Annotated in this window: 15 protein-coding genes; 8 read left to right on the top strand and 7 right to left on the bottom strand. The window is 32.0% G+C overall.

Translation table 11 applies throughout. From position 1 onward, the window contains the following. The first annotated feature begins 15 nt into the window (after positions 1-15). The 5 genes from LX78_RS08955 to LX78_RS08935 all read left to right on the top strand — a co-directional run bounded on the left by LX78_RS08955 (position 16) and on the right by LX78_RS08935 (position 5,544). On the top strand, positions 16-1,095 hold the full coding sequence (locus tag LX78_RS08955) for an efflux RND transporter periplasmic adaptor subunit (protein ID WP_109682328.1): 1,080 nt from the start codon (positions 16-18) through the stop codon (positions 1,093-1,095). Between the two features lie 197 nt (positions 1,096-1,292). Next, entirely contained in the window at positions 1,293-4,487 is a 3,195-nt protein-coding gene (locus tag LX78_RS08950) for an efflux RND transporter permease subunit (RefSeq protein WP_109682327.1), read from the top strand. Positions 4,488-4,588: 101 nt separating this feature from the next. Continuing rightward, positions 4,589-4,894: a hypothetical protein gene (locus LX78_RS08945; protein WP_109682326.1), complete on the top strand. Its 306-nt coding sequence runs from the start codon at positions 4,589-4,591 to the stop codon at positions 4,892-4,894. Between the two features lie 18 nt (positions 4,895-4,912). After that, entirely contained in the window at positions 4,913-5,122 is a 210-nt protein-coding gene (locus LX78_RS08940) for a YgaP family membrane protein (protein ID WP_109682325.1), read from the top strand. Positions 5,123-5,205: 83 nt separating this feature from the next. Continuing rightward, positions 5,206-5,544 (top strand): DUF4870 domain-containing protein, encoded by a 339-nt coding sequence (locus LX78_RS08935; RefSeq protein ID WP_109682324.1) that lies wholly within the window; start codon positions 5,206-5,208, stop codon positions 5,542-5,544. Positions 5,545-5,625: 81 nt separating this feature from the next. On the opposite strand, the gene dnaN is transcribed toward LX78_RS08935, so the two are convergent. The 4 genes from dnaN to LX78_RS08915 form a co-directional block, all read right to left on the bottom strand. Beyond that, complete coding sequence (gene dnaN / locus LX78_RS08930; protein ID WP_109682323.1) at positions 5,626-6,744, bottom strand: DNA polymerase III subunit beta; 1,119 nt, start codon at positions 6,742-6,744, stop codon at positions 5,626-5,628. Between the two features lie 86 nt (positions 6,745-6,830). Next, positions 6,831-9,212 (bottom strand): gliding motility-associated ABC transporter substrate-binding protein GldG, encoded by a 2,382-nt coding sequence (gene gldG / locus LX78_RS08925; RefSeq protein ID WP_109682322.1) that lies wholly within the window; start codon positions 9,210-9,212, stop codon positions 6,831-6,833. Positions 9,213-9,260: 48 nt separating this feature from the next. Continuing rightward, positions 9,261-9,557, bottom strand: a complete 297-nt coding sequence (locus LX78_RS08920; protein WP_109682321.1) for a putative quinol monooxygenase — start codon at positions 9,555-9,557, stop codon at positions 9,261-9,263. Positions 9,558-9,570: 13 nt separating this feature from the next. Continuing rightward, on the bottom strand, positions 9,571-10,407 hold the full coding sequence (locus LX78_RS08915; RefSeq protein WP_109682320.1) for an SAM hydrolase/SAM-dependent halogenase family protein: 837 nt from the start codon (positions 10,405-10,407) through the stop codon (positions 9,571-9,573). Positions 10,408-10,518: 111 nt separating this feature from the next. Between LX78_RS08915 and LX78_RS08910 the strand changes: the two genes are divergently transcribed. Continuing rightward, positions 10,519-11,472 carry a PhoH family protein gene (locus tag LX78_RS08910; protein ID WP_109682319.1) on the top strand — a complete coding sequence of 318 codons (954 nt, stop codon included), beginning with the start codon at positions 10,519-10,521 and terminating at the stop codon, positions 11,470-11,472. A 203-nt stretch (positions 11,473-11,675) separates the two neighbouring features. Continuing rightward, positions 11,676-12,629, top strand: a complete 954-nt coding sequence (locus tag LX78_RS08905) for a phosphoribosylaminoimidazolesuccinocarboxamide synthase (protein WP_109682318.1) — start codon at positions 11,676-11,678, stop codon at positions 12,627-12,629. A gap of 116 nt (positions 12,630-12,745) precedes the next feature. On the opposite strand, the gene LX78_RS08900 is transcribed toward LX78_RS08905, so the two are convergent. The 3 genes from LX78_RS08900 to LX78_RS08890 form a co-directional block, all read right to left on the bottom strand. Beyond that, a complete protein-coding gene (locus tag LX78_RS08900; protein WP_109682317.1) occupies positions 12,746-13,495 on the bottom strand; it encodes a hypothetical protein in 750 nt (249 codons plus the stop codon). A gap of 8 nt (positions 13,496-13,503) precedes the next feature. Then, positions 13,504-13,884 (bottom strand): hypothetical protein, encoded by a 381-nt coding sequence (locus LX78_RS08895; protein WP_146192559.1) that lies wholly within the window; start codon positions 13,882-13,884, stop codon positions 13,504-13,506. Between the two features lie 306 nt (positions 13,885-14,190). Next, positions 14,191-14,559: an RNA methyltransferase gene (locus LX78_RS08890; protein WP_109682315.1), complete on the bottom strand. Its 369-nt coding sequence runs from the start codon at positions 14,557-14,559 to the stop codon at positions 14,191-14,193. Positions 14,560-14,686: 127 nt separating this feature from the next. Here LX78_RS08890 and LX78_RS08885 point away from each other — a divergent pair, with 127 nt between their 5' ends. Beyond that, positions 14,687-16,060 carry an alanine/glycine:cation symporter family protein gene (locus tag LX78_RS08885; protein ID WP_109682314.1) on the top strand — a complete coding sequence of 458 codons (1,374 nt, stop codon included), beginning with the start codon at positions 14,687-14,689 and terminating at the stop codon, positions 16,058-16,060.

The following is a 16,060-nucleotide window of genomic DNA, read 5'->3' as shown; positions in this document are numbered from 1 at the left end:
AAAAATCATTATAAAATGAAAAAGTATATATACATATTAACTATAACTACAGCAACAATATTTATGACTAGTTGTAGTAACGAAGACAAAAAAGCAGTAGCAGATAATTCTCCAGCTATAAATGTACAAGTCAGCCAAGTGTCTGAAGCCAATAACAGTCCATTTCTATCTGTTAGTGGTAAAATTCAATCTGTTAATAGTGCAGATTTAAGCACTAGAATGATGGGTTATGTTACCAAAGTACATGCTAATGTTGGAGATAAAGTAATAAAAGGTCAATTGTTGGTATCTATCAATAACACCGATTTACAAGCCAAAAGAGCACAAGTAGATGCAAGTATTACAGAAGCAACTGCTGCATTTAATAATGCACAGAAAGATTATAATCGTTTTAAAAGTTTGTTTGCAGATAATAGTGCATCACAAAAAGAGTTGGATGATATTACAGCCAATTTCGAAATGGCGAAAGCAAGATTAGAAGCAGCCAAACAAATGAAAAATGAGGTCAATGCGCAATTTGCTTACTCTAATATTACAGCGCCTTTTGCAGGTGTTGTAACTTCAAAAACAGTCAAAGAAGGAGACATGGCAAATCCAGGGCAACCTTTAATTTCGGTTGAAGCTCCTGGGAATTTTGAAGTGATGGCTATGGTTCCAGAAACTGAAATTTCTCAGATAAATAATGGTACTCAGGTGGACGTTTCAGTAAAAGCTATAAATAAAACCTTAAAAGGTAAAGTAATAGAAGTAAGTACATCGGCTAAAAATACTGGTGGACAATATTTGGTAAAAATTGCTTTAGATAAGACCGAAGCCAATATATTATCAGGCATGTTTGTAACTGTTCAATTTCCAGTTGAGAAACAATCTAATATTGAAATAGTTTTAATTCCTACAGAAGTTCTTGTAACAAATGGTCAATTATCTGGAGTTTATACAGTTAGCGAGAGTAATACAGCCATATTGCGTTGGCTTAGATTAGGGAGAACCTATGGAGATCAAGTTGAGGTTTTATCAGGTTTATCAGCAGATGAAACATATATAGTTTCATCTGAAGGAAAATTGTTTAATGGAGTAAAAATATCAATTCAATAACTAAAAAGTTGCGTTAAGGATAGAAGCGACATCCTTTTTTAACTTAATAAATAAGTTGTCATTACGAGGAGTGTAACGACGTGGTAATCTCCCAATCAATTAAGAGATTGCCATAGTAAATATAAAATTTACTTCGCAATGACATATAAAAAAGATATAGTGAATAGCCTGTTAAAACGCCCAAAAAATATAATTCAATGAAAGAAGGAATCGCAGGAAAAATTGCAAAAATCTTTATACAGTCGAAGCTTACAGTGCTTTTAATGATTGTATTTATGGTTGTTGGAGTATATAGTTCGTTTTTAATTCCACGTGAAGAAGAACCACAAATCGATGTGCCAATGGCAGATATTTTTGTTGGTTATCCTGGAGCAAGTCCAACAGAAGTAGAGTCTCGAGTTATTAAACCTTTAGAGAAATTAATTTCCAATATTAAAGGTGTTGAGTATGTGTATTCTACCTCTATGAAGGAGCAAGGTATGGTTATCGTGCAGTTTTATGTAGGCGAAGATATCGAGCGCTCGTTTGTTAAACTATATAATGAAATTAACAAACACATGGATCAAATGCCTCAAGGTGTTACGTTTCCGTTAGTGAAAACTCGTGCTATTGACGATGTACCAATGCTAGGTTTAACATTGTGGAGTGAGAATTACGACGATTTTCAATTAAGCCAAATGGCTCAGGAATTAGAAAGTGAAATAAAAAAAGTAAACGATGTGTCCATGACACATAAAATTGGTGGTAGAGATAGAAAACTACGTGTGGTATTGGATAAAGATAAATTAGCTGCTGCTGGTTTGGATTTCTTGTCTGTTTCAGAAATGATTAAGGCAAATAACAGCCAATTAAGTGCTGGAAGTTTTGATAAAAGCGATACAGAATTTCTTGTAAATACAGGAAAGTTTTTAGAAACGGTTACAGATGTAGAGAATTTAGTAGTTGGTGTTCAACAAAATCAGCCAATATATTTAAAGCAAGTAGCTAAAATTATTGATGGTCCAGAAGTGCCTAAAAATTATGTGAGTTTAGGTTTTGGAAAAGGAAGTGTAAAATCTTCAGAATATAAATCGGAATATCCTGCAGTTACCATTTCTGTTGCCAAACGTAAAGGTGCAGATGCCATGAAAATTGCAGAAGTAATTATTGATAAAGTAGAGCATTTACGAAGCACTTTAATTCCAGATGATGTACATGTAGAAATTACCAGAAACTATGGTGAAACAGCATCACATAAAGTATCTGAACTATTATTGCACCTTATTGGTTCTATCATTGCAGTTACACTTGTTGTAATGTTGGCAATGGGTTGGCGAGGTGGATTGGTGGTATTTTTATCCGTTCCAATTACGTTTGCTTTAACGTTGTTGAGTTACTACATGATGGATTATACCTTAAACCGAATCACATTATTCGCGTTGGTATTTGTAACAGGTATTGTAGTCGACGACTCTATTATTATTGCCGAAAACATGCATCGACATTTCAAGATGAAACGCTTGCCATTTAAACAAGCTGCATTATATGCTATTAACGAAGTTGGAAACCCAACTATTTTAGCAACATTTACAGTAATAGCTTCGGTTTTACCTATGGCTTTTGTTTCTGGATTAATGGGTCCATATATGGCACCAATGCCAATTGGAGCGTCTATTGCCATGATATTATCTTTATTTGTGGCCTTAACAATTACACCTTATTTGGGTTATATTTTCTTAAGAGAAAAGGATAAAAAAGGAGCTGAGGAGAAGCCAGAAAAACCATTAGAGGAGACTTTAATTTATAGAATATATAACAAATTAGAAAGACCTCTTTTAGAAAGTAAAGCAAAACGTTATTTGTTTTTAGGTGGTACTTTTTTAGTGTTAATGGGAACAATGGTCTTGTTTTTCACCAATTCGGTTGCTGTAAAAATGTTGCCTTTTGATAATAAGAATGAGTTTCAAGTAGTTATAGATATGCCAGAAGGCACAACGTTAGAGCGTACTGGAGTTGTAGCACAAGAAATTGCTCAATATTTATCTACACGACCAGAAGTGGTGAATTACCAAAACTATGTTGGTACATCTGCACCAATTACGTTTAACGGTTTGGTGCGTCATTACGATTTACGTGGAGGAAGCAATATGGCAGATATTCAAGTGAATTTAATTGGAAAAGCAGATCGTTCTGCACAAAGTCACGATATAGCTAAATTATTACGTCCAGATATTCAAAAAATTGCATCCAAATACAATGCAAATGTAAAATTAGTGGAAGTGCCACCTGGACCTCCAGTATTATCAACTATTGTTGCAGAAGTGTATGGGCCAGATTATAATGAGCAAATTAAGATTGCAAATAGCATTCAAGATATTTTGAAGAATACAGATGATGTGGTAGATATTGATTGGATGGTGGAAGATGACCAAATCGAATATCAATTCGAAATCAATAAAGAAAAAGCCATGTTATATGGTGTTGCTCCACTGCAAATTGCATATACTATGAATATGGCTTTATCTAACAGAGCAATAACAAATTTATATGATGAAGATGCTGTGAGTCAAATAGGATTGGTGTTAGCTTTAGATGAAAAGGAGAAATCTACCATAACTGATATTTCACAACTGAAGGTAAAGTCTAAACAAGGTAATATGGTGCCAATTGCAGATTTAGTAACTATTAGCGAAACTACAGCTGCAAAAAGTATTTATCGTAAAAACCAGAAACGTGTGGTATATGTCATGGCAGATATGGCTGGAGAATTAGAAAGTCCTGCGTATGCTATTTTAGGAATGGAAGATAAGTTGAAAGAAATTCCTTTACCACAAGGTTATGAGCTAAACGAAATGTATTTAGGGCAACCAGATTTTCAAGATAATTACACTGTAAAATGGGATGGCGAATGGCAAATTACTTTAGAAGTATTTAGAGATTTAGGAATAGCCTTTTTAGGAGCAATTATCTTAATATACATACTAATTGTTGGATGGTTCCAAAACTTTAAAGCACCAATTGTTATGATGGTTGCAATTCCATTATCCTTAATCGGAATTATTCTAGGACACTGGATAATGGGAGCATTTTTTACAGCAACATCATTCATCGGAATGATTGCTTTAGCAGGAATTATGGTTCGAAATTCGGTATTATTAATTGACTTTATCAATTTAAGAATAGCTGAAGGTGTACCACTTAAACAAGCAGCAATTGAAGCTGGTGCAGTACGTACAACACCAATTTTATTAACAGCAGGAACGGTTGTAATTGGAGCATTTGTAATATTATTTGATCCAATATTCCAAGGATTAGCAATCTCGTTAATGGGAGGTACTATTGTTTCTACTGTATTAACGTTGTTGGTTGTGCCATTGGTGTATTACATGATAGAGAAGAAGAAGTATAAATAATAACTTGTCTGGTTGAGTACAGTCGAGACCTTTATGAAGCGAAGTAGTTGAAATAAGTTCTCGACTGCGCTCGAACTGACAAAATATAAAATATAGAAATAATGAAATTAGTAATTGTAACAGCAGTCGAAGAATTTCAAAAAGATGTTTTGAAACTCTTTAAAAACGCCAAAATAGAAAGCTTTAGTAGTTCAGATATTGATGGATATAAAAATGCAGCTTCTTTGTTAATGACTAATAGCTGGTTTCCAAGTGTGAAAGGAGGTAACGAATCTAGTTTGTTTTTCTCTTTTACAGAAGATGAAAAGATTGATTCCTTATTCAGTTTAATAAAAGAATTTAATAATAATTTGGAAACTAACAATCCAATAAAAGCGATTGTGGTTCCTATTGAAAAGTATATATAAACTTAAAAAATAATTAAAATGTTAAATACGTATTTTAGAGTAATTGTTGGTACAATGGTACTGTTGAGTGTAGTGTTAACTTATTATGTAGATCAAAATTGGATGTGGTTTACAGTTTTTATTGGTGTTAATTTAATCCAATCTGCTTTTACCAAGTGGTGTCTATTGGAAACTATTTTAGTGAAGTTAGGTGTTAAAAAAGGTGGAGCAAGTTGTTCTGTAAAATAAATTTTTAAAACTAATTCTAAATCTGTAACATTTTAAGTTTTGAAGCGTCTTATTAGTACATCAATCTTTTAAATTTTACCATCATGAGAACAGACAGACAATTATTAGTAATTACACATTTAAGTCAGTTATTGACTTTTATTACAGGATTTGGTGGACTTATTGTTCCATTAATTTTGTGGGTAACACAAAAAGATAGTGTTCTTGAAATGGATGATCAAGGAAAGCGTATTGTTAATTTTCAATTAAGTTTAATTATCTATGCTATTATTTGTATTCCAGCCATTCTATTATTAGGATTAGGCATTGTAGGCTTAATTGTTTTAGGAATTATTTCATTTATTTTTCCTATTGTTAATGCTATAAAAGCTAGCAATGGAGAATCTCCAACATATCCTTTATCTTTTAATTTTATAAGTTAGTTTTTTTAAAATAAAGGTAAATAAAAACGCTCACCAATTGGTGAGCGTTTTTTATGATAAGAATTCTGCAAAAGCAGTTTTTTAATTATTCAACATCACAGGCATAACAAGCATAGTAACTTGTTCACCTTCGTCTAGACCATCAACAGGAGTTAGAATTCCAGCTCTGTTTGGTAAACTCATTTCAAGTTGTACTTCGTCTGAACTTAGGTTGTTTAACATCTCAGTTAAGAAACGCGAGTTAAACCCAATTTGCATATCGTCTCCTTGATAATCGCAAGTTAAACGTTCTTCAGCTTTGTTAGAGTAATCGATGTCTTCTGCTGAAATATTTAATTCTGCTCCAGCAATTTTTAATCGTATTTGATGTGTTGTTTTGTTAGAGAAAATACTAACACGACGCACAGAATTTAAAAATTGTGTTCTGTCTATTACTAATCTATTCGGATTTTCTTTTGGAATAACAGCTTCGTAATTAGGATATTTTCCATCAATTAAACGACAGATTAAAACGGTGTTTTCAAAAGTAAATTTTGCATTAGAGTCGTTGTATTCAATCGTTACATCATCATCACTAGCAGCTAAAATTCCTTTTAAAAGATTTAAAGGTTTTTTAGGCATAATAAACTCAGTTGTCTGACCAGCTTTAACATCTTCTCTAGAATATTTAACCAATTTATGAGCATCTGTAGCTACAAAGGTTAAACCTTCAGTTGAAAACTGAAAGAAAACACCACTCATAACAGGACGTAAATCGTCGTTTCCAGCTGCAAAAATAGTTTTGCTAATAGCTGTAGCTAAAATATCTCCAGTAATAGTTGTAGATGTGGCATCGTCTAAAGAAACAGCTTTTGGAAACTCGTTACCATCTGCATATGCCAAGGCATATTTACCATGGTTAGAACTTATTTCAATGGTGTTATTATCTTCAACAACAAACGTTAGTGGTTGCTCAGGAAATGTTTTTAAAGTTTCTAAAAGTAAACGTGCTGGAACAGCAATACTTCCACTGTTATCGCTTTCTACTTCTAATTTAGAAGACATGGTAGTCTCTAAATCGCTAGCAGAAATTATAAGTTCTGAATTGGTTAATTCGAATAAAAAATTATCTAAAATTGGTAAGGTGTTCGAGTTATTAATAACACCTCCAAGAACTTGTAATTGTTTAAGTAAATAGGTACTTGATACTATAAATTTCATGTATATTAAATACGTTTTAAGTTCGTTTAATTACTATTACAAATATATTGTTTAACGACTAATATAGGAAACAAACTTATTAACATTTACTTGCTGTATTTTTTTCTTCGGATATAATTAAAAATAAATCCAAAAACACTAAGTAACACTAGTGGTAGCGCAATGTTTATAAGTTGCCATTTTGTTTTTTCTGAAGCAGTTTTTTTCATATCTAAGAAAGCTACACTAACTTCTTTAGAACGAATGTTTATAAGTCCGTTGTCATCCAGAAGGTAATTAACAGCATTCAATAGAAACTCTTTATTTCCATATAGTTGTCCAGAATTTCGGTCGAAGCCTAATTCTTGTGGTCCATTTTTGCCTAATTCATTTTTAATAACATCGCCATCAGCAATGACAATCATTTTAGTTGTTTTGCTATTATTTTTTTCGTCTGAAAGAGGAAAAGGTTTAATCCTATTGTTATAAACAGAGGTAAATTCACCTTCTAATAAAACGGCTAAATTCTGATGTGGATTAGTATATAACTTCGGATCTGGTTCTTCTGCAGTCATTTCCAAACTAATTTCTCTAGGAGTTCCTTCTATTTTAGATAAGATTGAACTTTTTAGTAAAACAGTTTTAGTTATGGAATTCTTTAAAGTATCTATCTGATTGGCAAAATCAAACTTTACCAGATTTATATTGTTAACTATTGGATGTTGACCTTCAGGATTAACTAAAGGTGAATAAAACCAAGGAAATTGTTGAAAGCGAGATTCACTTCCTTCTCCAATAGCTAGAGTAATTGGAGCAGAATAGAGGTCGTTTACCAAAACCGGATTGATACGTATGCCATATTTAAAAAAGAAATCTGTAAGGTTTAAATCTCTTGCTATTGCAACATTTTTTCCAGTATTATACAGACTGTCCTTTTCCATGGCAACAGCATCTAAAAGCCAAAGGCTTTTGCCTCCATTCATAGTAAATTGGTCTAAAACATACTTCTCGTTTTCAGTAAAAGCTTCAGTTGGTTTTGCTGAAATAATCAAATCATAATCATTTAAATCATTCAGCGTTTTTTCTGGGTTGCTAGCAACGCTATCTAAAGTAAAAGGAGCAATAAAATAGTAATCTCTTATAGTTGTAACAAAGTCGAAAATGTACTGGTCTTTTAGTTGCTTATTTCCTCTTAGAATAGCAATTTTTTTGCTTTTAGGATTAATAAGTTTGCTAAATCCATCTGCAAAAGCATATTCTAAATGCTGAACAGAATTATTTACTAATTCTTGCTGCGAAGCTCCAATTTTGTTTTTTACTAATGGTATTTTAACGGTAACATTGTTATAACTAGCTAAAGCCCATGGAAAAATAACTTCTTGACTGCTTTTACCATTTTCTTCAACACTTAATTGCATAGGTGTTAAACCACGTTCATTAAGTTGTTGGATAATTTGATCTCTATTAGCTTCGTCTTCAAGTGGATTAATAAAATTAAAAACAATTTGTTTATTAAATGCTGAAAATTCTTCTAGAATTTGTCTGGTTTCAAATTGAAGACGTCTAAATTCTGAAGGGAAATCTTCACCTTCTAAAAAGACATCAACAATAATTGGAGAATTGACTTCTTCTATGATATTTAAAGCAGATTCACTTAAAGTATATCTGTTATCTGAAGTTAAATCGAAACGTTCATAATACCTATGAGTTAACGTATTTAAAGCTATTAACATAGCTAGAAGGCCACCTAATGAATTAATTTCTTTTTTCTGAAGTCCCTTAGTTGTAATAAGTTTGCTTGTAAGAGCAATAAAAAACAAGGTGATACTTAAAAAGTAAAGAATATCTCGCGTATCTAGAACACCACGACTCATACTTTTATAATGAGCGCTCATACCTAATTGTTCCACAAAAGTGCTTGATAATATATCTGCTAAACCTTCAAAACCAATATAAAACACAAAGCATAAAAATACGGCCGAAATAAAAGCAACTATTTGATTGTCTGATAGACTGGATGTAAACAGACCAATAGCAGTATAGGTTGCAACTAAAAAAAGTAATCCAAAATAAGAACCAATTGTGCTGCCAATATCTAAATTACCAGTTGGGTTTCCAAGCTGATAAACAGTGTACACATATAAAAGAGTAGGTAGTAAGGCAATGAGAATTAATATAAATGCACCAAAATATTTACCTAAAACAATGTTTAATAAACTAATAGGTTTGGTAAGTAAAAGTTCCAGAGTTCCTTGCTTTTTCTCGTCGCTAAAACTACGCATAGTAACAGCAGGAATAAGGAAAATTAAAACCCAAGGAGCTAAAAGAAAGAAGGATGATAAATCTGCAAAGCCATTATTTAGAATATTAAACTCTCCTTTAAAAAGCCATAAAAACAATCCATTTAGTAGAAGAAAAAGAGCTATAACTAAATACCCAATTGGTGAGGCAAAAAATGCGTTTATTTCTTTTCTTAGTATGGCTAGCATTTAGTGTTTGTTTACTATTTATATAATTTAACTTTCTCTAATCTCTATTTATTCTAGAGTAACAACTTTATCTACACTCCAAGCTTCTGGTTTGGCATTAAAAAGTGGTTTTGTTTTACTCCAAACATTTTTAAACAGTTCAGAATGTCTGTATGCTTCTAAATCTGCTTCAGAATTCCAGTAACTATAAGTAAAAAATACATTTTCATTTATTTTATCTCTGTATAGTTCTAAGAAACGGCAACCCTCGAAATTTCGTATGTGTTCTTTGTTTAAATTAAAATTCGAAAGAAATTCATCAATATGTTTTTCATTGAAACTCATTTTCACAATTCGTACAAACATAGTTTTTTAATATTTATTCAGTAATAAAATTAACACTAATGGAATCCATTAAATCTAAACCCATTAGAGTTGATGCACTTCCTGAAGTCTGACTATTACTCTTGTAAATGGCAATTTCAAGATAATTTGAAGAGTTAAATACCACGAGGCTTTTGCCTTCATCGTTTCTTTTTTCAATTGCAGTTTCAAAATTTACAATGTCACTGTATTTTGAATAGATTTTTTTAAACTTATAATTTCTTGCTGAAATTTCAAATTCCCTTCCTTTTTGAATGGTTTCAAAAAATGCTTTTTTAATATTCGAAATAACATTGCCATAATTATCAATGTAAATAACAGATCCAATAATTTGATTCTGGTCTTCGTTTACAAAAGGGATAATGTTTTTAATTGGCTTTATTGTATCAATTATTTTACCAATAACTTCTAGAGTTCCACCTCTAGCAATATGGCATGCCACTTTTACAAAAACATCCAATGCTGGAAAACTGGTTTCTATGCGATCGTGAATGTTTATTTCAACAATTTTTTCTGGAGCAATTTCTGCACAAATCATACTCATAATGCCATTATTGGCACAAATAAAATAATGTTCATCCAGTTTTATAGCAATGTGTTTATTTTCCTCATTCATTTCAGAATCTATACCAATTATATGTATCGTTCCTTTAGGAAAACTGCTATACGCATTTCTAATAATGTATGCTGCCTCTGGAATATTAAAAGGAGAAATAGAATGAGAGATATCAACAATTTTAACATCAGGCAATTCACTATAAATAGCTCCTTTAACAGCGCCAGCAAAGTGATCTTTCTCTCCAAAGTCTGTTGTTAAAGTTATAATTGCCATAGATTAATTGTTGATATTTTTTTAAGGTAACTCACACTAAAATTGTGTAGCTTTGTTCTAGCACAAATCTAATAAATCTTAATTGATAAATTTAATTAAATCTCACAGCTTTTGAACGAAATTATTATCGAACTTGAAGAAGTCTCTCCTAAAGAATTTTTTGGAGCACAAAATGCCAACATAGAATTATTAAAAAAATATTTTCCGAAACTTAAAATTGTAGCCAGAGGAACTAAAATTAGGGCCTATGGAGACGAAGACCTTCTTGAAGAGTTCGACAGACGATTTAATATGCTCATGGAGCATTATATAAAATATAACAAATTAGACGAAAATGTTATAGAACGTGTGCTTACAAGCAGAAGTAAAGACGATTATGCTACAAGTGAAGCTAGTGGAGAAACAATTGTTCATGGTGTAAATGGTCGTATAATAAAAGCGCAAACAGCAAACCAAAGAAAATTGGTGGAATTAATGCGAAAAAACGATATGGTTTTTGCTATTGGTCCTGCTGGAACAGGAAAAACCTATACTGGAGTTGCATTAGCTGTTAAAGCTCTAAAAAACAAAGAAGTTAAACGTATTATTTTAACACGTCCAGCTGTTGAAGCTGGTGAGAATTTAGGATTTCTTCCTGGAGATTTAAAAGAAAAGTTAGATCCATACATGCAGCCTCTTTACGATGCCTTGAGAGATATGATTCCTGCTGAAAAATTAGCTCAATACATAGAAAATGGAACCATACAAATTGCACCTTTAGCTTTTATGAGAGGACGTACTTTAGATCATGCGTTTGTAATTTTAGATGAAGGGCAAAATACCACACATGCACAAATGAAAATGTTTTTAACCAGAATGGGTAAAGACGCTAAGTTCCTGTTAACAGGAGATCCTGGACAAATAGATTTACCACGTAGAACCATTTCTGGTTTAAAAGAAGCCTTATTGATTTTGAAAAATGTGGAAGGTGTTGGTATGGTGTTTTTAGACGATAAAGATGTAATTCGTCATAAATTAGTTAAGAAAGTTATTGAAGCTTATAAAAGCATAGAAAATAGAGAGTAAAATTAGTTGGCAGTTTTAAGTAACAGTCAGCAGTAAAAATATTAATTGTTACACTTAGCGTAGTCGAAGTGTCTTTTTTAAAATTATATTAATTAAAAATGAACGTCATTGCGAAACAAATTGATAATTTGTTGTGGCAATCTTTCAAATAGGATGAGATTACCACGTCGTTTCACTCCTCGTAATGACAACTAATATCAAAGATGAACAATACCATTACAGATACCAATTTCAATTTTCCAGGACAAAAAAGCGTTTATAAAGGTAAAGTAAGAGAAGTTTATAATATCAATGACAATGTATTAGTCATGGTTGCAACAGACAGACTTTCGGCTTTCGATGTCGTGATGCCAAAAGGCATTCCTTTTAAAGGGCAAATACTAAATCAGATAGCGACAAAAATGATGAAAGCTACTGAAGATTTGGTACCTAATTGGTTGTTAGCAACTCCAGACCCAAATGTGGCTGTTGGACATTTATGCGAAACGTTTAAGGTAGAAATGGTAATTCGTGGTTATATGTCTGGTCATGCAGCCAGAGAATATAAAGCAGGAAAACGTATGCTTTGTGGTGTGAACATGCTAGAAGGGATGAAAGAAAACGATAAATTTCCTAATCCAATAATTACACCAGCAACTAAAGCTGAAATGGGAGACCATGACGAAGATATTTCTAGAGAAGACATTATTAAAAAAGGTATTGTTAGCGAAGCAGATTATTTGGTGTTGGAAGATTACACCAGAAAATTGTTTCAACGTGGTTCTGAAATTGCAGCTTCCAGAGGTCTGATTTTAGTTGATACTAAGTACGAATTCGGAAAAACTAAAGATGGTAAGATTGTTTTAGTAGATGAAATCCACACACCAGATTCGTCTCGCTATTTCTATGCTGAAGGTTATCAAGAACGCCAAGATAAAGGTGAAGCACAAAAACAACTCTCTAAAGAGTTTGTAAGACAATGGTTAATTGCTAATAATTTTCAAGGTTTAGAAGGGCAAACGGTTCCAGAAATGTCCAACGAATACATTACAACGGTTAGCGAGCGTTATATAGAACTTTACGAAAACATTACAGGAGAAACCTTTGTAAAAGCAGATGTGTCAAATATTCAAGAGCGTATTGAAGCGAATGTGTTGGCATACTTAAAGGGAAACTAGCTTAATAGGAATTTTAGAATTTCGTTTACGGGTTTGTGTAAGGATAGTTGTGTGTTTAAGCAACTAACTTAATAAAAATGGAACGAACCAAGTAGGCAAATACCAAGCAATTATTTTTACACGTTGTTGTACGTAGTTTTTTTATTTAATTCTTCGATAAATTTTAAATTCAATACTTCTGAAATTATAGACATAATGTGCATAGATTTGTCCCAACCACCGCAACATTCAGGACTTAAACAAATTGTCAAAACTTCAATTTTATTTAGTACCTTTTTTATGTTAGTTGCTAGTTGTCTAACTACCTCGTCAGTTAATATTTGTACTCGCTTATCATTGATATGGTTAAAGAAATAATCAATATCTAGATTAACTATCCATCCAGAATCGTTTTTGTTTTTAATCCAATAGTCAATTTCGGTTATCAATTCCAAAAATTCTACTTCATTGTCAATGAAATCATCAACTTTATTTCCGTCTTGGAACGTTGCAAAATAAGTCTCTTTGTATAAGTTTGGGTATGCGAGTTTGAGATTGAGAATATAATTATCCCAACGAAACATTGGCCATGAGTCTCCATTATTCCCATGCTGTTTTAAATCTAGATATTCTTGAAAAGTTAAATCTTTGATATTAATTCCTTTATCTAAAATTTCTTTTTTTATAGTTGTTGGAAAATCTAATAAATCAAAGTGTTTATCTATATGAATGAAGTAATGTGAATTTTCTGGATTAACGATATTCAACCATGACCATCCTGCTGCCAAATGATTGTCCATAATAAAAATATTATTTTCTTTGTATAAAAAGTTGACATGGTCATGCAACGATTCTTTCAATTGTGCTTCAGGTTCCTTTATCCACATTTTTATAATTATATTTTTTGAATTAAATCAGTATAGATACTGATAAATTTTGATTGAGTTTTCCAAATTTCATTACTAATTATATATATGTCTTTTGGGTCTATCTCATTTATAATATCTGCTTGTACAATTCCATTGTCTAATTTGTGAGCAATAACGTTGTTTCTTAAATCTTTTAGTTTTTTCAAATGTTTCTTTCTCAAACTATTCATTTCTTTAGTTGCATTGTCTAATTTTTCAACTTCCTTAAGACCAATTTTGCTAACTAATTCTTCTCTTAAGTCTTTCCCTACCATTTTATTCATATCATTTAAAATTTCATGACATGTAATTACTAAAACTCTTGCAAAATAATTGGTTTCAACTTGGTTATTGATAGATTTACTCATATCCAAGTATTTCATTCCGATTACTAAATCCAATGAATGAAGAATATTGTATAATGCTTTATCAAAAAATTTATGAAATTTATGATGTTTTTCTTCCTTGAAAATTTTCGGAAAAGCTTTAAAAGTCTGAATCAAACTTCTCGTGCTTTCTATTAGTTTGTCGTATGAGTTTAAATACTCAATCATTTTCTTTTCCAAATTACGTACAACGATTTGATATCAACTTTTTTAATTGTTTAAATTGACTGTTAAACGAAGTTAGCCATTTTTGGGCATAAAATCTATACGTAGTACTACGTAAAAAAACTATTTTTTCTTTTTGGGTTTACTGGCTTTGGCTAAAGGGTTAAAAGCCAGACATAACTCTAAATAAAAAGATAAATCTGCTTCTGTATCAAAACCATCTGGTGTTACAAAAATATAGCCACGCATTGGTCTTCCAGTAAAATCCATAGGTAAGCAATGGTCTTTTTTTATGGCTTCTGTATAGGCATCTTCACCAATTCTAGCCATAAGCAAACTGTCGCCATATTTCTTGTCTATATGGATGCCACAAAGCATTTTGTTATTGACTTTAAAGCACAAGCCTCCCATCATGTTTAATTCGGTAAATGGTTTTTGTTTTTCTTTTAATAGCTGCCTAATTCTATCTGCTAAAAATTCATCGTATGCCATTTTTTTGCTTTATTAAGTTTCAAAGGTTATAAAGATACCCATACATTTTACTTTATGGTGTTTACAATTTTATTTTATTTAATTTTATCAAATTCGTTTTAATACATTTAAAAAGGAATAACATTTTATGGAACAACTCAACCAACTAATTTCAAATTTTGCTTCTTATGCTTGGGGTTTACCCTTACTAATATTATTAATTGGAGGAGGTTTGTATCTGTTAATCCTTTCCAGATTTTTACCTTTTAGATATCTAGGTCATGCCTTACAAGTATTACGTGGTAAATACGATAACCCAAACGATGCAGGTGAAATATCTCATTTTCAAGCCCTAACCACTGCATTGTCTTCAACCATTGGCATGGGAAACATTGCAGGAGTAGCAGTAGCTATTTCTATTGGTGGTCCAGGAGCCGTTTTTTGGATGTGGATAAGTGCCATAATTGGTATGAGTACCAAATTCTTTACATCTACCTTAGCCATTATGTATCGTGGTAAAGATAGTGAAGGTAAGATTCAAGGAGGTCCTATGTATTTTATAGTTGAAGGCTTAGGTAAAAAATGGAAACCTCTAGCAGTGTTTTTTAGTTTATGTGGTTTGGTTGGCGCTTTGCCAGTTTTTAACGTGAATCAATTAACGCAAGCTATTAACGATATTTTGTTAGTGCCTCAAGGTGTGGAAGTAGGATTTAACTCTAACCTTATTATCGGAATTGTTTTAGTAGGTATTACATCTATTGTAATTCTTGGAGGTTTAAACCGAATCAGTAAAGTGGCATCTAAAATGGTACCAAGTATGGTCTTACTTTATTTTGTTTTGGTGCTATTTATTTTAATTGTGAATATTGAAGTTGTTCCTAAATACTTCGTTATGATTTTTACTGATGCCTTTGCAGCAACTAATTTTAAAGGAGATTCCTTTTTAGGAGGTATTGTTGGAGGATTGATTCTGTTAGGTATTAGACGTGGTGCATTTTCAAACGAAGCAGGAATTGGTACAGCTCCAATGGCTCATGGAGCAGCAAAAACAAACGAACCTGTTCGTGAAGGTCTGGTTGCCATGCTTGGTCCAGCTATAGATACTTTAATAGTTTGTACGTTGACTGCCTTGGCAATTTTAGTTACTGGAGTTTGGCAAACTACAGATGCCAATGGAGTGAGTTTAACAGCTTCGGCTTTTGGCAACGCCATGCCTGGAATAGGAAAGTACTTGTTACTAATTTGTATAGCAGTGTTTAGTATTTCCTCTCTTTTTTCATATTCTTATTATGGCACTAAGTGTATGTCTTTTTTGTTTGGAGCAGATAAGAAGCATTATTATAACTATCTCTATATTGCTAGTATCATCATGGGAGCAACAACCTCTTTAGCGATGATGATTAACTTAATTGATGGCTTTTTTGCACTCATGGCAATTCCAACTATGACAGCAACTATAATTATGGCACCACGAGTTGTTAAAGAGATTAATTCGTATTTTAGAAGACTTAAAGAGCAGTAA

Origin of the sequence: Xanthomarina spongicola (genome assembly GCF_003148645.1) — a bacterium.
Classification (GTDB): domain Bacteria; phylum Bacteroidota; class Bacteroidia; order Flavobacteriales; family Flavobacteriaceae; genus Xanthomarina; species Xanthomarina spongicola.
The sequence above is the reverse complement of the archived record's forward strand: the minus strand, read 5'-3'. Positions and strand labels throughout refer to the sequence as shown.